We start from the raw sequence: 23,055 nt of genomic DNA on the forward strand, positions 1-23,055 counted from the left end.
GCGCTAGCAGTCCAGAAGACGAAACCGGATCCACCCATGACCTTGATCGAGACCCTGCGCGCCGAAGCCCGCGCCGCGCCCGAAAGCGGCATTGTCGCCGTCATCAACTACGGCCGTCTGCGCGAGGGGATGATCCCGCTCTGGGCCGGCGAGGGTGACCTGCCGACGCCCGCATTCATTACCGACGCCGCCTCGAAGGCGCTGGCCGGAGGCGAGACATTCTACACCTGGCAAAAGGGCATCCCGGATCTCAGGCAGGCGCTTGCCCGCTATTATGCCAGGCATTTCGGCAAGACTTTCCCGGAAGAGGAATTCATCGTCACCGGGTCCGGGATGCATGCCATCCAATTGGCGCTCGACGCGCTCGCCAGCGCCGGCGATGAGGTTGTCTATCTGTCGCCGGCCTGGCCGAACTTCGCCGCTGCAGCGGCAATATCGGGCGCCGTTCCCGTCGCGGCTACGCTCGACCATTCCGGCAATGGCTGGTTCTGCGACGTCGAGAAAATCGCGGCGGCGATCACGCCGCGCACAAAGGCGCTGTTCATCAACACGCCGTCGAACCCAACCGGCTGGACCGCCGATCATGAGACCTTGCGGGCGATCCTCGATCTCGCCCGCGCCAGGAACCTTTGGATCATCGCCGACGAGATCTATTCGCTGTTCCACTATGGTCACGGTCGTGCCCCGTCCTTCCTCGACATCGCGACGGGGGAAGACCGCATCCTGTTCGTCAACAGCTTCTCCAAGAACTGGGCGATGACTGGCTGGCGCATCGGCTGGATCAAGACGCATCCCGCGTTGCAACAAGTGTTCGAGAACCTGATCCAGTATTCGACCTCGGGCGTCGCCCAGTTCATGCAGCGCGGCGCGGTTGCCGCGCTCGATGAGGGCGACGCCTTCATTGCCGAACAGGTGGAGCGGGCGCGGGCAGCGCGCGATCTGGTGTGCGACATCCTTGGTGCAACCGGCAAAGCCCGGTTCACCGTGCCACAGGGCGCGTTCTATCTGTTCTTCACTGTCGACGGCATCACCGATTCACGCACTGCCGCTTTCGACATTGTCGACAAGGCCAATGTCGGCCTGGCGCCCGGCACCGCCTTCGGCCCCGGTGGCGAAGCCTTCCTCAGGCTGTGCTTCCACCGCCGCCTCGATCAGATCGAGGAAGCGGCGCACCGGCTGGCGAAATGGATGAAGACTGTTTGAGCAAGGCGGCGGCTTCAGCCGCCTGACTTTATCCGCCTGATTTGGGCACCAGCAGCGGAATAATCCGATCGCTCTTGGCAACGGCCGGCCGGCCGGCCGAAGCATAGGGAATGCCGAGCGCGTCCCAGGTCTCGACCAAGGCATCCTGCAGTTCCGCGATCAGCGCGTCGGAATGGAACGGCGTCGGCGTGATGCGCAGCCGCTCGGTGCCGCGCGGCACGGTCGGGTAGTTGATCGGCTGGATGTAGATGCCGTGGACACCAAGTAGGCGGTCGCTGGCCATCTTGCAGAGTTCGGGATCGCCGACCAGCACAGGCACGATGTGGGTGGGTGATTCCATCACAGGCAGGCCTGCGGCGGCAAGAATCTCCTTGGTCCGGGACGCTTGACGCTGCTGAGCGTCACGCTCGGCCTGCGAGCGCTTCAGGTGCCGGATCGAGGTGGTGGCGGCGGCGGCGACAGCCGGCGGCAACGCCGTGGTAAAGATGAAACCCGGCGCATAGGAGCGCACGGCATCGATCACAGCACTTGGGCCGGTGATATAGCCGCCGAGCGTGCCGAACGCTTTGGCGAGTGTCCCTTCGATGATGTCGATGCGGTCGGCCAGGCCTTCGCGCTCGGTGATGCCGCCGCCGCGCGGGCCGTACATGCCGACGGCGTGGACCTCGTCGATATAGGTCATGGCATTGTAGCGTTCGGCGAGATCGACGATCTGCTTGATCGGCGCGATATCGCCGTCCATCGAATAGACGCTTTCGAAGACGATCAGCTTGGCCCGTTCGCGGCCGGCGGCCTGCAGCAGGCTTTCGAGATGCGCGACATCGTTGTGGCGGAAAATCTTCTTTTCCGCGCCCGAGCGCCGCACACCCTCGATCATCGAGGCGTGGTTCAGCTCGTCCGAAAGCACCAGGCAATTGGGCAGGAGCTTTGCGATGGTCGAGATCGATGCTTCGTTGGAGACGAAGCCGGAGGTGAACACCAATGCGGCTTCCTTGTCGTGCAGGTCGGCAAGTTCCAGTTCGAGCGCGACCAGCGGGTTGCTGGTTCCGGAAATGTTGCGGGTGCCGCCGGCGCCCGAACCCATCTTGCCGGCCGCGTTCTGGAACGCGGCGATGACATCGGGATGCTGGCCCATGCCGAGATAGTCGTTGGAGCACCAGACCGTGATTTCCTGGGCGCGGCCGTTGGCGCGCCAGATGGCGCGGGGGAATTTCCCCACGATGCGCTCGAGGTCGGCGAAGACGCGATAGCGCCGCTCCGCATGGAGCTGGTCGATCGCTTCCTCGAAGAACCGCTGGTAGTTCATGTCGGCTTCCCAATTTTTGCGCGGGATCATAGTCACTGCCTCATTCGGCGTCCACCGGACCTTTTTGGTCAAAATGCCACGCCCCAAGCCTGTTCCTAACGACCATGGATCGTGGCCTATTCCCTTGATGTGGATCAATTTTGTTTCGGTATCATGCCGCGGGCCGGAGCAACTGTTACCGACTTAACATGCAGGGTTTTAATGGCCATGCCGCAGGCTTTCCAGTAAGGCGCTTGTTGAGACAGTTTCCGATAAATCAGATGGTGTGAGGATACGGATGACGGTTTTGGTGACAGGCGGTGCCGGCTATATCGGCAGCCACATGGTCTGGGAATTGCTGGATGCGGGCGAAAGCGTCGTCGTTCTCGACCGGCTTTCGACCGGTTTCGAATGGGCGGTGGCGCCCGAGGCGAAGCTGGTCGTCGGCGATGTCGCCGACAAGGAATTGGTCGGCTCCATCATCCGCGACAACCACGTCGACGCGATCATCCATTTTGCCGGTTCGATCGTGGTTCCCGAATCGGTCGCCGACCCGCTTGGCTATTACGAGAACAACACCTGCAAGACGCGCACGCTGATCGAGACCGCGGTGCGCGAAGGCGTGCCCAATTTCATCTTTTCCTCGACCGCCGCCGTCTATGGCGGCGCCGGACTGGAGCCCGTGCGCGAGGATGGTCGCCTGGCGCCGGAATCACCTTACGGCTTGTCCAAGCTGATGAGCGAATGGATGCTGCGCGACGCGGCGATCGCCTATGGGTTGCGCTATACAGCGTTGCGCTACTTCAATGTCGCAGGCGCCGATCCCAAGGGCCGCACCGGCCAGTCGACGCCGGGCGCCACGCACCTGATCAAGGTCGCCTGTGAGACGGCACTCGGCAAGCGCCCTTTCATGCAAGTGTTCGGCACCGACTATCCGACGCCGGACGGCACCTGTATGCGCGACTATATCCATGTCAGCGACCTGGCGGCGGCGCATCGGCTGGCGCTCGAGCGGCTGCGTGCCGGCGGCACCAGCCTTGTCGCCAATTGCGGCTACAGCCACGGCTATTCGGTGCTTGAAGTCATCGACAGCGTGCGCCGCGTCTTTGGCCGTGATTTCGATGTGCGGATGGGCGAGCGCCGCCCGGGCGACGCGGCGGCGGTGGTCGCCAATTCGGAGTTGGCGCGCCATGAACTCGGCTGGACTCCGCAGCGCGACGATCTCGACCTGATCGTCGCCGATGCGCTCGCCTGGGAACGCATCCTGACCGGCAAGAATTCGGCGCGGGTCTGATCCGCCAGTTCTTCGGCGGTGGGCTCGAAAGCTTGCCGCGGACGCGCTATCAATGAACTTCGCGGCGGTGCGTGAAGGCGCTGCACCGCGTCGAGCCTTGGGGGATGGCATGAAGATCCTGGTGCTGGGGGCCGGCGTGGTCGGCACGGCGGCCGCCTATTATCTGGCCAGCGACGGCCACGACGTCACCGTCATCGAGCGCCATCCGGCTGCGGCGCGCGGCACCAGCCAGTCGAATGCCGGGCTGGTATCGCCGGGCGATGCCACCGCCTGGGCTTCGCCCGCCGCGCTAAAGACGTTCCTGCGCGCGCTCTACAACCACGATCTCGGCATTAAGGTGCGGCTGCGCTTCGATCCTTATTTTCTCGCCTGGAGCCTGCGCTTCCTCAGGCAGTGCACGCAGGCGCGGCTGCGCGCAAACAGCCAGGTCAAGCTGCGCCTGGCGCTGTATTCCCGCGATTGCATCAACGCCATCTCCGCGGATACCGGTATCCACTACGACGAGCGCAAGAAGGGCATTCTCTATTTCTTCCGCTCGCAGCGGAGTCTCGATACCGGCACCGACAATTATCGCTATCTCGCCGAGCACGGCCTGCCGATCGAGATCGTCGGCCGCGACCGGCTGGTCGAGCTCGAACCAGGCCTTGCCGGGGTCAGGGAGAAGATTGCCGGCGGGGTCTATTCGCCAATCGACCAAACCGGCGATTCCAGCCAGTTCACCCAAAACCTCGCTGCTCATGCCGCCGAAAAACTCGGCGTGAAGTTTCTCTACGGCACGACGGTCGAAGGTCTCGACATCGAGGGCGACCGCGTGCGCGCGGTGATGACGTCTGCTGGCCCTGTCGCCTGCGATGCCGTGGTGATCTCGATGGGGCCGGAAAGTGGCCTGCTCGGCCGCCGCTACGGCATCGACCTGCCGATCTATCCCGTGAAGGGCTACACCGCGACCGTCCCGCTGGACGACGAAAGCAAGGGACCGACCATGGGCGGCGCCGACGAGGACCAGTTGATCGCCTATTCCAGGCTCGGCAATCGTCTGAGACTCGCTTCCACCGCCGAATTCACCGGCTTCGACCGCACGCACAGACCGGGCGATTTCGCCGCCATGTTCAGGACCGGCAATGATCTGTTCCCCGGCGCCTTCGACGAGAAGAAGGCCGTGCTCTGGGCGGGTCTGCGGCCGATGATGCCGAACTCCGTGCCGGTCATCGGCCAGGCGCGCTACAGGAACCTCTATCTCGACACCGGCCACGGCCATGTCGGCTGGACCATGGCCTGCGGTTCGGGAAAGTTCCTGGCCGATATGGTCGCCGGCCGCAAGCCGGAGATCGATCCGCAAGGGCTGCTGTACAGGAACTAGGCAATGTCGGGACCGCAAGTCGCCATCGACCTTGGCCGCATCGAGCGCAACGCGCGCACGATCGTCGGGCGCTGCGCGCTGTCGGGCATCAAGGTCTTCGGCGTCACCAAGGGCACCTGCGGCATGCCGCAAGTGGCGCGCGCCATGCTGCGCGGCGGCGTCGCCGGCATCGCCGAATCGCGCTTCGAAAACATCCGAAGGCTGCGCGACAGCGGCATCAACGCGCCGATCATGCTGCTGCGCAGCCCGCCGATGGCGCGTGTCGAGGAGGTGGTGCGCACCGTTGACATCAGCCTGCAATCCGAGCTCGCCACCATCCGCGAGATATCGCGCATCGCCGAGCGCATGGGCCGGGTCCATGACATCATGCTGATGATCGACCTCGGCGACCTCAGGGAAGGCATCTGGCCGAACGATCTGGTGCCGACGGTCGAGCAGATCCTGGCGCTGAGCGGCGTGCGCATCGCCGGCATCGGCACCAATCTCGGCTGCTTCGGCGCCATCATGCCGACGGAGGAAAATCTCGGCCAGCTCGTCGCCCATGCCTACAAGACCGAGCGGCTCTCGGGAAGAAGCCTGGACTGGATCTCGGGCGGCGCCTCCTCGTCGCTGCCGCTGCTGCTCGAAGGGCGGCTGCCCGCCGGCATCAACAATCTGCGTGTCGGCGAGGCGATCCTGCAGGGCGGCGTCGAAACCTTTCGCGACACACCTTGGGACGAACTCGAGCCCGACGCCTGCCGGCTGACCAGCGACATCATCGAGGTCAAGCTGAAGCCGTCGCGCCCGATCGGCCAGTCCGGCTACGACGCCTTCGGCAACCAGCCGGTGTTTCCCGACGAGGGCGACAGGCTGCGCGCCATCGCCAATATCGGCCGCGAGGATGTGCTGGTCGAGGGACTGATGCCGATCGCCAAGGGCGTGCGCGTGCTTGGCGCCTCCAGCGACCATCTGCTGCTTGACGTGCATGACGCCGATCCGCCGCTCGCCGTTGGCGACCGCGTGGCTTTTCGCATGAGCTATGGCGCCATGCTGCTGGCGATGACCTCGGAATATGTCGAGAAGGCGCCGATGCACGATGTCGAGGATTTTTCCGGCCGCAAGATGGTGTCGATATCGGCAGAGCCGGCGGCAGCGGGCATCCTCGCCCGGGAAGCGACCGGCGCCCGGCTGGAGGCGATGAATTTCGACGTCGTCGAACTGGCCGATGTCGAGAGGCCGCCGTCCGGGCTGATCCGGCTGACCACCGGCGGCGATCGCCGCATTGCCCACAAGGCGCTGGCGGCGACCGCGCGGGCAACCCACTCGTTTGGTCTGATCTGGATCGATTCCATCGCGGCCCTGATGCCCGAGGACGAGGACAGCATCGAACTGCCGGAACGCTCGGTGCTGGCGCGTGCTCTTGGACTCGACCACAAGCCCGGCGCCTTTCAGCCGCAGCTTTCGCCGGAGAATGTCGTCATCGTCGGCCTGCGCCATGCCGATCCGGCGGAAGTGCGGGTGCTGAAGGATTCGCGCGTCTCGGCCTTCACCATGACCGATATCGACGCCATGGGCATGCGCGACTTGATGCATGAGGCGATCCGCATCGCCACCTCTGGCACGCAAGGCTTTCATGTCAGCTATTCGCCTGATGTGACCGAATTCGCCGGCTGGGCGGCAGGGTCCGGCGGCCTCACCGTGCGCGAAACCCATCAGGCGATGGAGGCGATCGCATTGTCCGGGAGGCTGCTGTCGATGGATGTTTCCGGACTGACGGCCGATCTTGATCCGCGGATCGCCAAAGACACCGTCAGCTTCGTCATGTCGGCATTCGGCAAGCGAATCCTGTAATCAACGCTCCTCGACCGCCGCCCGCCAGGAGCGAACATAATCCACCCAGGCTGCGTCTTCAGGCGGTTGGGTCCTTTCGCCCTTGCTCCCGACCGCGCCGTGATCCGATGCCAGCAAGGCGGCGCCGATGCTGGTGCCGGTTGCGGCTTCGGACGCAATGACGGCGCGTGCCGTCGCGGCCGCCAGCATTCGGGTGAAAAGCCGGTTGCGGGCGAAAGGCCCCTCGACAATTGTCGGGCCGGCGGCGCCGACGAGGTCGAGGCAGGTCGCCGTCGTCAGCGCCAGATAGAACGAGATGGCGACGAAGCGCTGACCGCTGGTCATGTCTTCGGCTCCGAGCCATTGGGCGGCGTGGCGTGGATAAGGCCCCGAGCCTTGCTGGGTAGACGGCAGCAGCAACGTCTTGCGTGCCAGCACGGCGGCGACATCGGCGTCGCTCCAGTCCTGCGGCTTGCCGTCGGTCAGCAGGGAGAACTCGCGCCCGCCCATGAAGCGCGCCGAAGGCACGGGATCGCCGAGCGCATTGACATTGACCAATGTGTCGCGCGCCGCATCGAGCACGACCTTGGCACCGCCGACCGCCATCGACACCACCCAGGTTCCTGTCGAGACGACCGAGAAGGGCGGTAGGTCGGCGATGAGATGCGGCAGCAGCGAGGCGTTGGAATCGTGCAGGCCACAAAACACCGGCGTTTGCGGGTCGAGACCGGTTTGTCTGGCGAGAGCGGGAAGGATCGGGCCGAGGCGGTCTCTCGCCGGCCTCACCGGCGCCATCTGACGGCGCCAGTCCATCTTGTCGACCAGTGACGAAAAATCGGCTTGCCAAGGGTTCCAAAGATCGGTGTGGCAGCCGAGCGAGGTCACCTCGTTGGCAGCGACGCCGGTCAGCCGCAAGGCCCAGTATTGCGGGTACATCAGGATCGCGGCTCGGGCGAATTCGGCCGGGAACAACTTCTGCTGCCAGAAGAGCTGCGCGCCGATGTTGAGGCCGGCCGGCAGGCGCGGCGTGCCCGTCTCGGCAAAGGGCGGACGGATCGCGTCATAATCTTGGGCGAGCGTGTCCGGCCCGGCGAATTCATAGTCGAACACCGGCAGCGCCAGGCTCCCTTTGGCGTCGACCAGCACCGCCGTTGCGCCATGGGTGGTGATCGATATGGCGTCGATGTGCTGCTCGCGATGGATCGCGGCGAGGCTGTCGAGGATGAAAGCCCACAGGGCCTCGACATCATGATGCGGGTAGGGACCGTCAGCGGAAGCAGCATTGGCCACACGGCGCAGCGCCACCTCGCTTGATGTGGCGAGATCGACCAGCGCCACCTTGGCGTTGGTCTTGCCGATATCGATGACGGCGATGTGGCGAAGAGCAGTCATCCCATATGGAACATGGTTTCCAGCGGCACCGCCACCGGCTCGTTGTCGGCCCCGGTTTTCATGACATCGGCCATGTGCGCCCACCAGCGCTGCATCACCGGATGTTTCGGCAAATCGTCCATGCCATGGCTGTCGCTGCGCCACAGCACGCCGAAGAGAATGCCGGTCTCTTCGTCGAGATGGATCGAATAATCGGAAATGCCGGCCTGTTTGAGCAGTTCGACCAGCGACGGCCAGATATCGTCGTGGCGCTTCTTGTATTCGGCCTTCATGCCGGGATTGAGCTTCATCTTGAAAGCGTATTTCTCAGGCATCAGCTGTTACCACGCAGCCGCCGCCAGAGGATCGGCAACGCGATGACGATGATCAGCAGCAGGCCGATGAAGATCGACATGACGATGCCGGGCACGTTGAGCAGCCCCAGGCCAAAAGTGACCAGCCCCATGATGAAGGCGGCAAGCACGACACCCAGTATGCTGCCGGCGCCGCCCAGAATGCTGACGCCGCCGAGCACCACCATGGTGATGGCTTCCAGCTCGTAGCCTTGCGCGATCGAAGGCCGCGTCGAGCCAAGCCGCGAGGTGATCAGCACCGAGGCGATGCCCGACATCAGCCCGGTCAGGCAAAACAGGATGAACTTGATGCGGTCGACGCGCACGCCCGAGAATTGCGCCGCGATAGGGTTGTTGCCGATAGCAAAGACGCGACGGCCGAAGCTCGTCCGGTGCAGCACGAACCAGTAGATGATTGCCGCGACAAGGAACAGCACCAGTTCGAACGACACCACCGACCAGACATAACCCTGGCCGAAAAAGGCAAAGCTTGGCGGATAGCCCTTGTAGGCCTGGTCGCCGAGAATGATGAAAGCGATACCGCGAAACAGGCTCATCGTGCCGATGGTGACGACGATCGATGGCAGTCCCAGCCGTGTCACCAGCAGGCCGTTGAAGGCGCCGCAGCCGAGCCCGACGAGAATGCCGATCGCCACCAGCGCCGGAGTGCCGGCGCCGGCCTGCACCGCCATGCCCATCATGGTCGAGGCGAGCGCAATGATGGCGGCGACCGACAGGTCTATCTCGCCGGAAATGATCAGCAGCGCCATGGCGAATGCGATCAGCGCTTTTTCCGTGAAGTTGAAGGTCAGGTCCGACAGCGACCACGGGTCGAGGAAATAGGGCGAGGCGAAGCTGTTGATGGCGAAGATCGCGATCGCGACCACGACCAGCAGCGCCTCCCACGAGAAGATCGCCGATGAAAGCGGCTTGTCCAGCCGGTCTGGTATGTGGCGCGGGGCAGGGGTGTCGGTCATGCCGCTTCCGCCTTCTTCAGGATGATGCGGCCCTGCCGGCGTTCGCCGCGCGCATTGAGCACCACCGCCAGGATGATGGCACTGCCCGAGATCGCCATCTGCCAGAAGGGCGAGATGTTGATGACCGGCAGCGCATTGGAGATGATGCCGAGGAACAGCGCGCCGAGCACCGCGCCGCCGACGGAGCCGATGCCGCCGGCGATCGAGATGCCGCCGATGACACAGGCGGCGATGATGTTGAGTTCATAGCCGTTGGCGACCTCGACAGAAGCGATCACATAGCGCGAGATCCAGAGATAGCCGGCGAGCCCGCCGATCATGCCGGAGATGCAGAAGACGACGAACTTGGTGCGGCCGACATCGATACCGGCATAGACCGACGCCGTCGGGTTGACGCCGATGGCGTAGATCGAGCGGCCGAGCGCCGTGCGCGTCATCAACAGGAAGAACAGCGTGATGACCAGCAGGGCGATCCATGACAGGACCGGAATGCCAAGGAAGGCGGCGCGCTGAAAACCGATGAAGTCAGGGCTCATCTGGTCGGCATTGACCCAGGCGCCGCCGGAGATGACGAAAGTGGCGCCGCGATAGATGGTGAGCGTGCCCAGCGTCACCACGATCGAGGGGATGTTCAGCCGCCATACCAGCAGCCCGTTGATGGCGCCGAGCACCAGCCCGACGAACAGTGCCACGACGATCAGCAGCGGGATCGGGATTGCCGGATATGCGGCGTTCAGCATTGCCACCACCATGCCGGTGAAGCAGAGGTTCGACGCCATCGACAGGTCGATGGAGCGGGTCAGGATCACCACCATCTGTCCCAGTGCCAGGATCATCAGGATCGAGGTATCGTTGAATACCTGGCGCAGATTGGCCGGATCGGCAAAACCCGGGAAGCGCATCGAGATCAGCCCGATCAGCACGGCGATTGCCGCCAGCAGCCAGATCTCGCGATATCTAAGGATATTCTTCATGCCGCGATCCCCGCTGCCGTCCTGACCAGCGTTTCGGCGTCGAGTTCCTTGTTGTCATAGACCGATGCGATGCGGCCCTCGCGCATGACAACGACGCGGTCGGACATGCCGAGGATCTCGGGCAGCTCCGACGACACCATGATCACCGACAAGCCTTGCGCGACAAGCTCGGCCATGAAGCCGTGCACGGCGGCCTTGGAGCCGATGTCGATGCCCTTGGTCGGCTCGTCGAGGATGATCACCTTGGGCGCGGTCGCCAACCATTTGGCGATGACGATCTTCTGCTGATTGCCGCCCGACAGCGTGCCGACATCCTGGCTGAGCGAGGACGCGCGCAGGTCGAGCCGCTCGGTGAAGGCGCGAGCCAGCGCGAACTCTTCCGCCAGCCGCAATATGCCCGATTTGGATGTGCGCGTGAGCGAGGGCAGCGAGACATTCTGGAAGATCGGCAGGCCGATCACCACGCCTTGCTTGCCGCGCTCCTCCGGCACATAGACGATGCCGGCTTCGATCGAATCCGCCGCCGATTTCGGCGCGATCGGTTTGCCCTCCAGCGCGATCGTGCCCTTGGCTATACGGGTGATGCCCGATATCGCCTGCATCACCTCGCTGCGCCCCGCGCCGACAAGCCCGTAGAAGCCGAGGATCTCGCCCTTGTGCAGTTCGAAGCCGATGTTGTCGAACTCGGTCGGATGAGACAGGCCAGAGACAGTGAGCACAGGCGCGCCGATCGTGGCCTTGCGCTGCGGAAAGATGTGGTCGACGTTGCGACCGACCATCATGCGCACGATCTGGCCCTGGCTGGCATCCTTGAGCAGGCCTTCGCCGATCATCTCGCCATCGCGGAACACCGTATAGCGGTCGGCGATGCGGTAGATCTCGTCGAACTTGTGGCTGATGAACAGGATCGCCTTGCCTTCGCTCTTGAGGAATTCGATCAGCAGGAAAAGCTCCTCGATCTCCTTCATCGACAGCGCTGCCGTCGGCTCGTCCATGATGACGATGCGGGCGTCGATCGACATGGCGCGCGCAACTGCCACGAGATGCTTGTTGGCGATGCCGAGATCCTTCAGGCGCGTGTCGGCGTCGATATGGCCGGCGCCCATTGTCTCCAGCACTTCCTTGGCGTTCTTGCGCATGGTGCGCCAGTCGATGGTCTTGAAGCGTGTGCGCGGCGCATGGCCGAGGAAGATGTTTTCGGCGACCGAAAGGTCATCGAACAGCACGGTTTCCTGGTGGATGGCGGTGATGCCGTGTCCGAACGCGGCATGCGCGCTGGGCAAGGTCACGGCCTGCCCGTCGATGCTGATCGTGCCGGCGTCAGGCTGGTAGATGCCAGTCATGATCTTGACCAGCGTCGACTTGCCGGCGCCGTTTTCGCCGATCAATGCGGTCACCTGGCCGGGATAGAGCGACAGGCTGACATCGTGCAGCGCGCGCACGCCGGGAAAGCTCTTGGAGATGCCGGACAGCGTCAGGCGTGGGGTGGAGGCCTGAGGCCTTTCCTTCACCGTGCCGTGCTGGGCTGTCGTGTCCATAATCGTATCAAGCCCTGAAACAAGGTCCGTTTAAAGTCGCGGCGGGATTTTGGTCCCGCCGCGCCAGTTCAAAGAGCGCCAGGATCAATAGATCTTGGAGAACTTCTCGATGTTGCTCTTGTCGAACTGGAAGGGCGGAGCCATCGCAGCCGAGTTGGTGTCGTCGAGCGTCACCTTGCCGACGCGGCCGATCGACAGTGTCGCGCCCGGCTTGGCCTCTTCCTTCTTCACCGCCAGGTCATGGGCGAGGTAGACGGCCGAGTAGCCGAGATCGATCGGGTTCCACAGCGCCACCGCCTGGCTGGCGCCATTGTCGATGAACTTCTTGAACTCCGACGGCAGCGCCAGTCCGGTCACATTGACCTTGCCGATCAGGTTCTCGTCGGTCACCACCTGGGCGGCGGCAACGACGCCGACCGTGGTCGGTGCGATGATCGCCTTGAGGTTCGGGTAGGACTTCAACAGGCCCTTGGCCTCGTCGGTGCTCTTGGCCGAATCGTCATCGCCATAGACGGTGGCGACGAGATTGATCTTGGGGAACTTCTCCGGCAGGATTTTCTTTGCCGCGTCGATCCAGGCGTTCTGGTTGGTCGCGGTGGACGAGGCCGACAGGATGGCGACATCGCCGCCTTCCGGCAGATAGTCGGCGGCGAGCTTGATGATGGTCTCGCCGATCAGGCCGGTGTCGGACGGGTTGAGGTGAAGCTGGCGGCCTTCGGGCGCCACGCCCGAATCCCACGAGATCACGGTGATGCCGCGATCCATCGCCTTCTTCAGCGCCGGCACCAGTGCATCGGCGTCATTGGCCGAAATGGCGATGGCGTTGACCTTCTGGGCGATCAGCGAATTGACCACTTCGATCTGCGCTTCGGCGGTCGCCTTGGTCGGGCCGGTATAGATGATGTCGACATCGCCCAGTTCCTTGGCCGCCTCTTCGGCGCCCTTGTTGGCGGCGTCGAAGAAGCCGTTGCCGAGCGACTTCACCACCAGCGCGATCTTGACGTTCTCGGCATAGGCGGCATTCACGAACATGGCGGCCGAAAACGCCGCCGTAACCATCAATTTCTTCAGAAAGCTCATCGAATTTCCTCCCTTGAGCGTTTGCATTCCATCGTCGCTGCGGGTTGTCTCAGGCCTGCAGTGAAGATTCTTCCTTATTGCTTGCCGTCTTGCGGGCGACGATCAGCGCCACCCCCGCGGTCTCCAGCATCTTGGCCTCGCGGTCCTCGATACCGTCGTCGGTGATGACGGTGGCGATGCGCGACAGGCCGCACAGGATCAGGCTCGAGCGCTTGCGGAATTTCGAGGAATCGACCAGCACCACCAGTTCGTCGGCCTGGTCGATCAGCTTCTGCTCCGCCTGGATCAGGAGGGGGTCGCCCTCCATCAAGCCGAGCGGCCCCAGACCCTGCGCGCCCATGAACATGCGGCGCGCATAGAAATTGCGCGTCACGTCATTGTCGAAGGGCGACAGGATGATGTTCTGCTCGCGGTAGATGGTGCCGCCCGACAGCATCACTGTGTTCTTCGAGTGCTTGAGCAGATGCTCGGCGATCGGGAAGGAGTTGGTGAAGATCGGCATGCGGCGGCCGGTCAGGAAATGCACCATCTGGAAGGTGGTTGTGCCGCCATTGATGATGATCGGCTCGCCGTCCTTGCAGAGTTCGACGGCTTCGCGTGCGATCGCCCGCTTCTGTGCGGCATTGAGCGTTTCGTTGACGGAAAAGGGCCGGCCGGCAAGGCCGATGAACTGCGGCGGCGAAATCGCCTCGGCGCCGCCACGCACGCGGCGCAGGCGCTTCTGGACGTGGAGTGCGGCGATGTCGCGCCGGATCGTGGCCTCGGAGGAGTCCGTCAGGTCGACCATCTCCTGCACTGTCACCACAGGCTTTTCCTGGACGGCGGACAGAATGATCCTGTGGCGCTCTTTCTCGTGCATGGTTCCTCCCTGCCTGATCATCTAGGCACCCAAAACGCGCAGTGTCAATCATTTCCGATCACATAATTTCATTGTGCAGTGCAATATGATCGATATTGATCGTTTGTGATTGACAATGTCGATGCTTCCGTGGACATTCGGCCAAAGCTGACCCGCCATGCGGTGGCAATCGACCGCATCGTTGCGTGTCTCACGGGAGGATATTCTAATGCTCGACAAGCGCTCCGGCACGCGCCTCGCCAATCTGTGGGATGATGCGAAAGCCCTGGGGATGAGCGATCCGGAGCTTCTCGTCTATCGCTCCAACGTGCTCGGTTCAGACAAGCGCGTCACCAATTATGGCGGCGGCAACACCTCGTCCAAGATATGGCAGAAGGATCCTCTGACCGGCGAGAGCGTGGAAGTGCTCTGGGTCAAGGGCTCAGGCGGCGACAGCGCCTCGATCAAGCTTGACGGCTTCGCCACGCTCTACATGGACAAGCTCAGGGCGCTGAAGGGCCTCTATCGCGGCCTCGACCATGAGGACGAGATGGTCGGCTATCTGCCGCACTGCACCTTCAACCTCAATCCGCGCGCGGCCTCGATCGACACGCCGCTGCACGCTTTCGTGCCAAAACCTTGCGTCGATCATATGCATCCCGACGCCATCATCGCCATTGCCGCTGCCAAGGATTCGCAGGCGCTGACCAGGGAGATTTTCGGCGACGCCATCGGCTGGCTGCCGTGGAAGCGGCCTGGCTTCGAGCTTGGCCTGTGGCTGGAGAAGTTTTGCCTCGAAAACCCCGGGGCCAAGGGTGTCGTGCTGGCAAGCCATGGCCTGTTCACCTGGGGCGACACGCCGAAGGAGTGCTACGAGACGACGATCTCGGTGATCAACCAGGCGATTGCGTGGTTCGAGCGCCGGTCCGAAGGAGTCGCGATCTTCGGCGGCGAAGTCGTCAAATCGCTCGATGCCACGGCGCGTCGCACTGTCGCCGCGAAGCTGATGCCGAGGATCCGCGGTTTGATCTCGGAAAAGAGCCACAAACTCGGCCATTTCGATGATTCGCCTGCCGTGCTTGAATTCGTCAATTCCAGGGATCTGCGGCCGCTGGCTGCACTCGGCACCTCCTGCCCGGACCATTTCCTGCGCACCAAGATCCGGCCGCTGGTCATCGAATTCGATCCGGCCAATCCCGATGTCGATGCCGTCATCGCGCGTCTTGCCGATGATGTGGCCGCCTATCGCCTCGGCTACCAGGCCTATTATGACAAGTGCAAGCATGCGGATTCGCCACCGGTGCGCGATCCCAATGCGGTGGTCTACCTGATGCCCGGCGTCGGCATGTTCACCTTTGCCGGCGACAAGGCGACGGCGCGCATATCGGGCGAGTTCTATGTCAACGCCATCAACGTCATGCGCGGCGCCTCGACGGTGTCTTCCTATGTCGGCCTGCCCGATCAGGAGGCCTTCGACATCGAATACTGGCTGCTCGAGGAAGCAAAGCTGCAGCGGCTGCCGAGGCCGAAGGCACTGGCCGGCCAGATCGCACTGGTCACCGGTGGCGCCGGCGGTATCGGCCGCGCCACCGCCAACAGGCTTCTGCGCGAAGGCGCCTGCGTTGTACTGGCCGACATCGACGAGACCGCGCTTGCCAGCGCCAATGACGAGCTTGCCAAGGCCTACGGCAAGGATTTCGTCCGGCCGGTGCTGATCAACGTCACCTCGGAGGACCAGGTCATCTCGGGCTTTGCCGAGACTTCGGTCGAGTTTGGTGGCATTGACATTCTGGTCTCCAATGCCGGCCTGGCCTCCGCGGCGCCGATCGAGGAAACGACGCTGGCGCTGTGGAACAAGAACATGGACATTTTGTCGACCGGCTATTTCCTGGTGTCGCGCGAAGCCTTCCGGCTGTTCCGCGCCCAGAAGATCGGCGGCAACATCGTCTTCGTCGCCTCCAAGAACGGCCTTGCCGCATCGCCCAACGCCGCCGCTTATTGCACGGCCAAGGCCGCCGAGATCCATCTGGCGCGGTGCCTGGCGCTGGAGGGCGCGGAAGCGCAGATCCGGGTCAATGTCGTCAATCCGGATGCGGTGCTGCGCGGTTCGAAGATCTGGACCGGCGAATGGAAGGAACAGCGCGCCGCCGCCTACAAGATGTCGACCGACGACCTCGAGGAGCACTACCGTTCGCGTTCCATGCTGAAGCGCTCGGTGTTCCCCGAGGACATCGCCGAAGCGATCTATTTCTTCGCCTCGGACATGTCGGCCAAGTCGACCGGCAACATCATCAATGTCGACGCGGGCAACGCCCAGAGCTTTACGCGATAAGCCTACCTTCCCCCGTTCTACGGGGAGAAGGTGCCCGAGGGGCGGATGAGGGGCGGCGCCAGCCGAACGAGTACCGGGAGGAATTGCAGTGTCCGAAACCATCATCTCCGCCGATGTCGTCGAGAAGGACAACGCGGCGCGCAAGGCCGATCTCGAGCGTGATTACGCCTCGCTCGGTGAGCGGCTCGACCGGCGCGGCGTCGCCATCGACGCCATCCGCGACAAGGTCGAGAAATTCGCGGTCGCCATCCCGTCCTGGGGCGTCGGCACCGGCGGTACTCGCTTTGCCCGCTTCCCCGGTGCCGGCGAACCGCGCGACATCTTCGACAAGATCGAGGACTGCGCCGTCATCCAGCAATTGACGCGGGCGACCCCCACCGTCTCGCTGCACATCCCCTGGGACAAGGCCGACCCGAACCGGCTGAAGCAGGCGGCCTCCCGCTTCGGCCTCGGCTTCGACGCCATGAATTCCAACACCTTCTCGGATGCCAGGGACCAGCAGCTCTCCTACAAGTTCGGCTCGCTGTCGCATGCCGATGCCGCAACGCGCCGCCAGGCCGTCGAGCACAATCTCGAATGCATCGAGATCGGCAAGACGCTGGGCTCCAGGGCATTGACGGTATGGATCGGCGACGGCTCCAACTTTCCCGGCCAGGTCAGCTTCGCCAAAGCGTTCGAGCGCTATCTCGACGCCATGAAGGAAATCTATGCCGGTCTACCGGACGACTGGAAGCTGTTCACCGAGCACAAGATGTACGAACCGGCTTTCTATTCCACCGTCGTGCAGGATTGGGGCACCAACTACATGATCGCCACCGAACTCGGCGACAAGGCATTCTGCCTGGTCGACCTCGGCCATCATGCGCCAAACGTCAACATCGAGATGATCGTGTCGCGGCTGATCCAGTTCGAAAAACTCGGCGGTTTCCATTTCAACGATTCCAAATATGGCGACGACGATCTCGACGCCGGCTCGATCGATCCCTACCGGCTGTTCCTGGTCTTCAACGAACTGGTCGACGCCGAGCTTTCTGGCGCCGAAGGTTTTGATCCGGCTCACATGCTCGACCAGAGCCACAACGTCACCGATCCGATCGAAAGCCTGATGCTGTCGGCGGTCGAGGTGCAGCGTGCCTATGCACAGGCGCTGCTGATTGATCGCGAGGCGCTCGCAGGCTTTCAGGACACCAACGACGCGCTGATGGCGACTCAGACGCTGAAAGTGGCCTACCGCACCGATGTCGAACCGATTCTCGCCATGGCGCGGCTGAAGACAGGCGGCGCAATCGATCCGGTCGCGGCCTACCGGGCCGCCGGCTACCGCGCGAAGGTCGCGGCCGAACGGCCGGCGGTCGCCAGCGGCGGCGGTGGCATTGTTTGAACTCTAATTTGATCGAGGGGCCTCTGATTGGCAGTGGACTCGATCGCCTTGGCCGGGTCTTCTAGGGTGTCCACCTCGCTCGGAGCACCGCCATGCATCTCACCCGCCGCACCCTGATCGCCGCCAGTCTTTCCATCACCTTCGCCTTTGCACCAACGGTCGCGGCCTTCGCCGCCTCGCCGCAGCCGGCCAAGGGCGAGCACGGCATGGTGGTGACGGCCCAGCACCTGGCGTCGGAAGTCGGCATCGAGGTGCTGAAGAAAGGCGGCAATGCGGTGGATGCGGCAGTCGCCGTCGGCTATGCGCTGGCCGTGGTCTATCCCAACGCTGGCAATATCGGCGGTGGTGGCTTCATGACCATCCGCCTGAAGGACGGCCGTTCAACCTTCCTCGATTTTCGCGAGCGGGCGCCGCTGGCCGCGACGAAAACCATGTATCTCGACAAGGACGGCAAGCCGGTGAAGGGCGCCAGCCTGGACGGCTATCTCGCGGTCGGCGTGCCGGGTTCTGTCGCCGGCTTTGAAATGGCGCGCGAGAAATACGGCACCTTGTCCAGGCAGGAACTGATGGCGCCAGCGATTGCCTATGCCAAGGACGGGTTCGTCCTCAATCAGGGAGACGCCGCCTCTTTCCAGGGCGGCGCCGAACGATTGGCGAAGGATCCGGCGGCCGCCGCGATTTTCCTGAAGCCGGACGGCAAGCCTTATGCCATGGGCGAAAGGCTCATCCAGCCGGATCTTGCCGCCTCGCTCTCAGCCATTTCGGAGCAGGGACCTGACGCCTTCTACAAGGGCCCGATCGCCGACGCCATCGTCAAGGCGAGCGGCGCCAAGGGCGGCATCCTGGCCAAGGCCGACTTCGAGCAATATGCGGTGCGCGAACTCAAGCCGGTGACCTGCAACTATCGCGGCTACGAGATCATTTCCTCGCCGCCGCCGAGTTCGGGCGGCGTCATCATCTGCGAGATCCTCAACGTGCTGGAAGGCTATCCCCTGTCCTATCTCGGCGCCGGTTCGGCCGAGACGGTCCATGTCATGGTCGAGGCGATGCGTCATGCCTATGTCGACCGCAACTCGGCGCTCGGCGATCCCGACTTCGTCGACAACCCGGTCGCAAAGCTGCTGGACAAGAACTACGCCAAGGACATACGCGACAAGATCGACCCGTTCCGGGCCGGCGTCTCGCAAGACCTGATGCCGAAGGGTTTTGGCGAGAGCAAGGAGACGACGCACTATTCGATCATCGACAATGACGGCAATGCCGTGGCGGTCACCTATACGCTAAACGGCTCCTTCGGCGCCGGCGTCGTTGCCGACGGCACCGGCATCCTGCTCAACAACGAGATGGACGATTTCACCCAGAAGCCGGGCGTGCCCAACCTCTATGGTCTCGTCCAGGGCGAGGCCAACGCCATCCAGCCGAGAAAGACGCCGTTGTCTTCAATGAGCCCAACCGTGGTCGCCAAGGACGGCAAGCCGTTCATGGTCATCGGCAGCCCTGGCGGTTCGCGCATCATCACCATCACGCTGGAGGCGATCGTCAACGTCGTCGATCACGGCATGAACATCCAGGAAGCGGTCGACGCGCCGCGCATCCACCACCAGTGGCTGCCGGACACGGTCTATGTCGAACCCTTCGGCCTGTCGCCGGATACCGAAAAACTGCTTGCCGGCATGGGTTATCATCTCGATATCAGCGATACGACCTGGGGCCAGGCGGCCGGCATCCTGGTCGGCGGCAAGAGCCTGGCGGAAATCGAAAAGGGCGGCGGCGCCCGCTACAACGGCGCCATCGACAGCCGCGCCGCGTCCGGCGAGGCTATTGGGTACTGAATTTCCTGCAGCCGAATCAGAGGACCAGCGTCAGCGTGGACGCGACCAGCATCAGAGCCGCGATGCCGACGAACAGGGCGTAGATGCGGGGCCGGTCGAGCAAAAGCGCGTTGCCGGATATCCAGGCCGCCGTTGCGCCGCCAAGCGCGAAAAGGAAGCCGTTGCGGTGACCGAAGGCCATCGCCGCGGCCATCAACCCGCCGATGATGAGGGCGCCGAACACGATGATCACGGCGACAGCGTATTTCTCGAAGTCGTTGCTGCCGACAGCCGGCCCCATCGTGTTCAACGTCGAAAACTCATCCGGGTCGAAGGGGTTGGTCGACCCATATTCGTCTTGGCCGGCAGGCTCTCGCATCATTCGCACTCCATATGGTGGCAACAAATCATCAAGCCTCGCCGAGCGCAACCGGGTCGCGCCGTGCTGAATGCGATCGGCACCGTCTTCAACACCTTCTGGCGGCGGCTTGCCACCGTTTTTTGATCCATGCTTCGATTGTCCCGTTACTCCAGGCGACTTGTCCCGCTGGAATCGCCAGTTTGAGCTGCCGCAGAACGCAGTGCATTCGTGGAAGAAAAATGGTGCCAGAGGCGGATTTGAATCACCGCCGCTCGGATTTTCGCCGCATTAGCGATAGCTAATTCCAGACCTGCGTCATGTGTCGGAAAGAGGGCGCGGGGTCAGCGACAGCGGGCGCAGCATGACGATCAGGCTGATGGTTGGAAAGGCGGCCCCTGGCGATATTGGCCGTGACATTTTACGGATCAATCATGCTGACAGGCCTAAAGGCATTTCACGTCACGACATCGTTTCGATCGAGGTCAATGGCCGCAGCGCCATAGTTGCCATCAGGGGGAATGACGAGCCGGGCATCGTCAACATCGACGTCGATGTCCGTGATGACCTGCGGGTTCTTCCCGGCGAAACCTATGAATTCGAACTTCGCCGTATCTGGTTCGGAAAGCTTCGATGGTATTGGAGCGCAACGGATCCAGCGACACGCGTTCCAGCGCATATCGCTATAGTCTCTTTCATCCTCGGCGTCATCGGGCTCGCGCTTGGTGTCTTGTCTGTGTGGTCGTAGGGTTGCGAAAGCTTGCGAGGTCGAGTTTGCCGGCCGGGCCTACAGTCCTTCCGCGCCAAAAAGCCCGAAAAGAAGAATCCCATTCCCCAGCGCGAGCAGAATTCCAAATCGCTGGAGATGTCTGTTCTTCGGATCGGGTACGCGCGCCGACGTTCGACATCGGTACTCATTCGTCGACGGCAGCGGAACGTTCGTCACCGCATACAGAATTATCAGCACGCCAAGCCAGCTTAGAATAACCATCTGGACTCCCTCCAGATAGATACGCGGCAACTGAGCCAAACGTTTCGCGTGGGAAAAAATTTATCGGCACCACGCATATGGCAACTGACGACTCGCGACAGCCAGCGAAGTTTCGCCGAAAGTCGTCGTATGGAAGACACGATTGGCGTCCCGTCAAGATTTGGGATTGGCTTTCCGCCACTCCTCGTACTCCCCGCGGGCATCGTCATGCAGCGGATAATAGCGTTGCAACGGCGCGCCCTGCATTAGCCTCTCTCGCGAGAACTCCTCCCAATCATGATGTTTCTGTGATTCTTCGATCACCTTCGGGGCCATCGCGACGGGGAGCACCACCACCCCGTCGTCGTCGGCGACGATGATGTCGCCGGGGATCACCGTGACACCGCCGCAGGCAATCGGAACGTTGACGGCGTTCGGATAGATGCTGGTCTGCACATGATAGTTTGGCGTCCAGCCGCGCAGCCACAAGGGCAGATCGAGCTTTTCGACATTGGGCCGGTCGCGCATGCACCCGTCGATGACGATGCCCGCGCCGCCTCTGCCCTTGAAATACGTCGACATCATATCGCCGAAGACGCCCGAGCTCATGTCGCCACGCGCGTCGACCACGACCACATCGCCCTCCTGCGCGTGGTAGAGAACGTGCCGGTGCAGTTGCGTCTCCGGATCGGCATATTCTCCCTCGGTGAAGAGATCCGGCCGCTGCGGCAGGAACTGCAGCGTCAGCGCCGGCCCGACGATCGACTTGCCGTGGTTCTGCGCCACCGGACCGACCATGTGCGGATTGCGAAAGCCCATGTGGCCAAGCGTGCCGGCAACTGTCGCGGCGCCGATCTCCCTTAGCGCGTCGATCAGGTCTTTAGGTGGCCGCGTAATGTCGGGAGCATGTGTCATCGTGGACTCCGGTTGAAAAGGAACTACCAGTTCGTAACAGAACCATCGCGGCGCTTGAGGTGAGGCGCTTCCCAAAAACGAAAGCTCTCCGCCTGGACCGCCTCTTCGTTGACCTCGACGCCGAGCCCCGGCAGATCGCTGACCGGATAATCGGGGCCGTCGAGCCGTGGTTGCACGGGGAAGAAGTCGGAATTGTCAAAGCCCAGCTTTCTTTCGGGCACCCTGGTCTCCAGCCAGGCGAAGTTCGGAACCGCGGCGGCGAGATGCACGGTCGCGGCCGTGCACACTGGACCAAGGGGATTGTGCGGCATCAGGTCGACATAGTGCGCCTCGCTCCAGCCGGCGACTTTCATCGCCTCGGTGAACCCGCCGACATTGCAAATATCGAGCCGGTTGAACTGATGGATGCCGCGCTCGATGTAGGGCAGGAACTGCCACTTGCTGGCGAATTCCTCGCCGATGGCAAAAGGAATGTCGGTCATCGTACGCAGGGATTCGTAGGCTTCCGGCGTCTCGTCACGTATCGGCTCCTCGAGGAAATCAAGCACGCCGCGGCGAAGCTTGTTGCAGAAGCTCGCCGCCTCTGCCACGGACAGCCGGTGATGATAGTCGATGCCGAGGACGACGTCGTCGCCGAGCGCTTCCCGCGCCTTGTTCAGCATGTTCGCGGTGGCGCCGATCGACTCGCGCGGCTCGAAGATGTCCTTGCTGCTTTGCCCGACGGGAAAGAAGCGGATCGCCTGCCAACCCTGTGCGCACAGCTCGCGGGCTCGTTCGATGGCGGCATCGCCCTCGGCCTCGTCTCCGGTCGAGGCGAAGGTGGGGATGCGGTCGCGCTGCTTGCCGCCGAGCAGCTCGTAGACCGGCACCCCCAGCGCCTTGCCCTTGATGTCGTGCAGCGCGATGTCGATGGCGGAAATCGCCGCCTGCAGAACGCGCCCGCCTTCGAAGTACTGGCTGCGATAGACCTCCTGCCAGATCCGCCCGATCTGCATCGGGTCGCGGCCGATGAGAAACTCGCGATAATGCTCGACCGCGCCGGACACGGCCTTCTCGCGGCCGCTCATGCCGCTCTCGCCCCAGCCGAAGATGCCCCGGTCGGTCTCGACCTTGACGAGCATCTGGTTGCGCGTTCCGACCCACACAGGGTAGGGCTTGATCGCGGTGATCTTCAGCTTCTCGGTCATCCAGCCACCGTTCCCACGA

General features: G+C 63.0%; 19 protein-coding genes. 8 read left to right on the forward strand and 11 right to left on the reverse strand.

Translation table 11 applies throughout. The features are described 5' to 3' along the window. The first annotated feature begins 36 nt into the window (after positions 1-36). Positions 37-1,203, forward strand: a complete 1,167-nt coding sequence (locus CN311_RS08590; RefSeq protein ID WP_097572886.1) for a pyridoxal phosphate-dependent aminotransferase — start codon at positions 37-39, stop codon at positions 1,201-1,203. A gap of 28 nt (positions 1,204-1,231) precedes the next feature. Here the strand turns inward: CN311_RS08590 and hemA are convergent, their stop codons facing one another. After that, positions 1,232-2,509: a 5-aminolevulinate synthase gene (hemA, locus tag CN311_RS08595; protein ID WP_097572932.1), complete on the reverse strand. Its 1,278-nt coding sequence runs from the start codon at positions 2,507-2,509 to the stop codon at positions 1,232-1,234. Between the two features lie 277 nt (positions 2,510-2,786). Between hemA and galE the strand changes: the two genes are divergently transcribed. The 3 genes from galE (at position 2,787) to CN311_RS08610 (ending at position 6,972) form a co-directional block, all read left to right on the forward strand. Next, positions 2,787-3,782 (forward strand): UDP-glucose 4-epimerase GalE, encoded by a 996-nt coding sequence (gene galE / locus CN311_RS08600; RefSeq protein ID WP_097572887.1) that lies wholly within the window; start codon positions 2,787-2,789, stop codon positions 3,780-3,782. A 109-nt stretch (positions 3,783-3,891) separates the two neighbouring features. Next, complete coding sequence (locus CN311_RS08605; RefSeq protein ID WP_097572888.1) at positions 3,892-5,142, forward strand: D-amino acid dehydrogenase; 1,251 nt, start codon at positions 3,892-3,894, stop codon at positions 5,140-5,142. Between the two features lie 3 nt (positions 5,143-5,145). After that, a complete protein-coding gene (locus CN311_RS08610) occupies positions 5,146-6,972 on the forward strand; it encodes an alanine racemase (RefSeq protein ID WP_097572889.1) in 1,827 nt (608 codons plus the stop codon). Here the strand turns inward: CN311_RS08610 and CN311_RS08615 are convergent, their stop codons facing one another. The 7 genes from CN311_RS08615 to CN311_RS08645 all read right to left on the reverse strand — a co-directional run bounded on the left by CN311_RS08615 (position 6,973) and on the right by CN311_RS08645 (position 14,103). Beyond that, positions 6,973-8,343, reverse strand: coding sequence for an FGGY-family carbohydrate kinase (locus CN311_RS08615; RefSeq protein ID WP_097572890.1), 1,371 nt, complete (start codon positions 8,341-8,343; stop codon positions 6,973-6,975). Further along, positions 8,340-8,657 carry an L-rhamnose mutarotase gene (gene rhaM, locus CN311_RS08620; RefSeq protein WP_097572891.1) on the reverse strand — a complete coding sequence of 106 codons (318 nt, stop codon included), beginning with the start codon at positions 8,655-8,657 and terminating at the stop codon, positions 8,340-8,342. The genes CN311_RS08615 and rhaM overlap by 4 nt, the downstream gene beginning before the upstream one ends. Next, positions 8,657-9,652, reverse strand: a complete 996-nt coding sequence (locus CN311_RS08625; RefSeq protein ID WP_097572892.1) for an ABC transporter permease — start codon at positions 9,650-9,652, stop codon at positions 8,657-8,659. The genes rhaM and CN311_RS08625 overlap by 1 nt, the downstream gene beginning before the upstream one ends. Beyond that, complete coding sequence (locus tag CN311_RS08630) at positions 9,649-10,626, reverse strand: ABC transporter permease (RefSeq protein WP_097572893.1); 978 nt, start codon at positions 10,624-10,626, stop codon at positions 9,649-9,651. Before CN311_RS08630 ends, CN311_RS08625 begins: the two co-directional genes overlap by 4 nt. After that, positions 10,623-12,164, reverse strand: coding sequence for a sugar ABC transporter ATP-binding protein (locus tag CN311_RS08635; RefSeq protein WP_097572894.1), 1,542 nt, complete (start codon positions 12,162-12,164; stop codon positions 10,623-10,625). Before CN311_RS08635 ends, CN311_RS08630 begins: the two co-directional genes overlap by 4 nt. 84 nt (positions 12,165-12,248) lie before the next feature. Next, complete coding sequence (gene rhaS / locus CN311_RS08640) at positions 12,249-13,244, reverse strand: rhamnose ABC transporter substrate-binding protein (RefSeq protein WP_097572895.1); 996 nt, start codon at positions 13,242-13,244, stop codon at positions 12,249-12,251. Between the two features lie 49 nt (positions 13,245-13,293). Further along, the gene (locus CN311_RS08645; protein WP_097572933.1) at positions 13,294-14,103 is read right to left on the reverse strand and encodes a DeoR/GlpR family DNA-binding transcription regulator; all 810 of its coding nucleotides are present in this window, start codon (positions 14,101-14,103) and stop codon (positions 13,294-13,296) included. A 208-nt stretch (positions 14,104-14,311) separates the two neighbouring features. On the opposite strand from CN311_RS08645, the gene CN311_RS08650 reads away from it, so the two are divergent. The 3 genes from CN311_RS08650 (at position 14,312) to ggt (ending at position 19,627) form a co-directional block, all read left to right on the forward strand. Further along, positions 14,312-16,414 (forward strand): bifunctional rhamnulose-1-phosphate aldolase/short-chain dehydrogenase, encoded by a 2,103-nt coding sequence (locus CN311_RS08650; protein WP_097572896.1) that lies wholly within the window; start codon positions 14,312-14,314, stop codon positions 16,412-16,414. Between the two features lie 88 nt (positions 16,415-16,502). Next, on the forward strand, positions 16,503-17,795 hold the full coding sequence (rhaI, locus tag CN311_RS08655) for an L-rhamnose catabolism isomerase (RefSeq protein WP_097572897.1): 1,293 nt from the start codon (positions 16,503-16,505) through the stop codon (positions 17,793-17,795). Between the two features lie 92 nt (positions 17,796-17,887). Beyond that, positions 17,888-19,627, forward strand: coding sequence for a gamma-glutamyltransferase (gene ggt, locus CN311_RS08660; protein WP_097572898.1), 1,740 nt, complete (start codon positions 17,888-17,890; stop codon positions 19,625-19,627). Between the two features lie 16 nt (positions 19,628-19,643). On the opposite strand, the gene CN311_RS08665 is transcribed toward ggt, so the two are convergent. After that, a complete protein-coding gene (locus tag CN311_RS08665; protein ID WP_165779638.1) occupies positions 19,644-19,988 on the reverse strand; it encodes a hypothetical protein in 345 nt (114 codons plus the stop codon). 340 nt (positions 19,989-20,328) lie between these two features. Here CN311_RS08665 and CN311_RS08670 point away from each other — a divergent pair, with 340 nt between their 5' ends. Next, complete coding sequence (locus CN311_RS08670) at positions 20,329-20,712, forward strand: hypothetical protein (RefSeq protein WP_133117157.1); 384 nt, start codon at positions 20,329-20,331, stop codon at positions 20,710-20,712. 396 nt (positions 20,713-21,108) lie between these two features. Here CN311_RS08670 and CN311_RS08680 read toward each other — a convergent pair whose 3' ends face one another. After that, complete coding sequence (locus tag CN311_RS08680; RefSeq protein ID WP_097572901.1) at positions 21,109-21,849, reverse strand: ribonuclease activity regulator RraA; 741 nt, start codon at positions 21,847-21,849, stop codon at positions 21,109-21,111. A 23-nt stretch (positions 21,850-21,872) separates the two neighbouring features. After that, a complete protein-coding gene (locus CN311_RS08685; protein WP_097572902.1) occupies positions 21,873-23,036 on the reverse strand; it encodes a mandelate racemase/muconate lactonizing enzyme family protein in 1,164 nt (387 codons plus the stop codon). Between the last annotated feature and the right edge of the window lie 19 nt (positions 23,037-23,055).

The sequence above is a fragment of the Mesorhizobium sanjuanii genome, assembly GCF_002529485.1.
GTDB classification, from domain to species: domain Bacteria; phylum Pseudomonadota; class Alphaproteobacteria; order Rhizobiales; family Rhizobiaceae; genus Mesorhizobium; species Mesorhizobium sanjuanii.

What these genes read in the sequence shown, in the direction of transcription:
- CN311_RS08590 (WP_097572886.1), top strand. Translation starts at nt 37, where the DNA reads ATGACCTTGATCGAGACCCTGCGCGCCGAAGCCCGCGCCGCGCCCGAA.
- hemA (WP_097572932.1), bottom strand. Translation starts at nt 2,509, where the DNA reads ATGAACTACCAGCGGTTCTTCGAGGAAGCGATCGACCAGCTCCATGCG.
- galE (WP_097572887.1), top strand. Translation starts at nt 2,787, where the DNA reads ATGACGGTTTTGGTGACAGGCGGTGCCGGCTATATCGGCAGCCACATG.
- CN311_RS08605 (WP_097572888.1), top strand. Translation starts at nt 3,892, where the DNA reads ATGAAGATCCTGGTGCTGGGGGCCGGCGTGGTCGGCACGGCGGCCGCC.
- CN311_RS08610 (WP_097572889.1), top strand. Translation starts at nt 5,146, where the DNA reads ATGTCGGGACCGCAAGTCGCCATCGACCTTGGCCGCATCGAGCGCAAC.
- CN311_RS08615 (WP_097572890.1), bottom strand. Translation starts at nt 8,343, where the DNA reads ATGACTGCTCTTCGCCACATCGCCGTCATCGATATCGGCAAGACCAAC.
- rhaM (WP_097572891.1), bottom strand. Translation starts at nt 8,657, where the DNA reads ATGCCTGAGAAATACGCTTTCAAGATGAAGCTCAATCCCGGCATGAAG.
- CN311_RS08625 (WP_097572892.1), bottom strand. Translation starts at nt 9,652, where the DNA reads ATGACCGACACCCCTGCCCCGCGCCACATACCAGACCGGCTGGACAAG.
- CN311_RS08630 (WP_097572893.1), bottom strand. Translation starts at nt 10,626, where the DNA reads ATGAAGAATATCCTTAGATATCGCGAGATCTGGCTGCTGGCGGCAATC.
- CN311_RS08635 (WP_097572894.1), bottom strand. Translation starts at nt 12,164, where the DNA reads ATGGACACGACAGCCCAGCACGGCACGGTGAAGGAAAGGCCTCAGGCC.
- rhaS (WP_097572895.1), bottom strand. Translation starts at nt 13,244, where the DNA reads ATGAGCTTTCTGAAGAAATTGATGGTTACGGCGGCGTTTTCGGCCGCC.
- CN311_RS08645 (WP_097572933.1), bottom strand. Translation starts at nt 14,103, where the DNA reads ATGCACGAGAAAGAGCGCCACAGGATCATTCTGTCCGCCGTCCAGGAA.
- CN311_RS08650 (WP_097572896.1), top strand. Translation starts at nt 14,312, where the DNA reads ATGCTCGACAAGCGCTCCGGCACGCGCCTCGCCAATCTGTGGGATGAT.
- ggt (WP_097572898.1), top strand. Translation starts at nt 17,888, where the DNA reads ATGCATCTCACCCGCCGCACCCTGATCGCCGCCAGTCTTTCCATCACC.
- CN311_RS08665 (WP_165779638.1), bottom strand. Translation starts at nt 19,988, where the DNA reads ATGATGCGAGAGCCTGCCGGCCAAGACGAATATGGGTCGACCAACCCC.
- CN311_RS08670 (WP_133117157.1), top strand. Translation starts at nt 20,329, where the DNA reads ATGACGATCAGGCTGATGGTTGGAAAGGCGGCCCCTGGCGATATTGGC.
- CN311_RS08680 (WP_097572901.1), bottom strand. Translation starts at nt 21,849, where the DNA reads ATGACACATGCTCCCGACATTACGCGGCCACCTAAAGACCTGATCGAC.
- CN311_RS08685 (WP_097572902.1), bottom strand. Translation starts at nt 23,036, where the DNA reads ATGACCGAGAAGCTGAAGATCACCGCGATCAAGCCCTACCCTGTGTGG.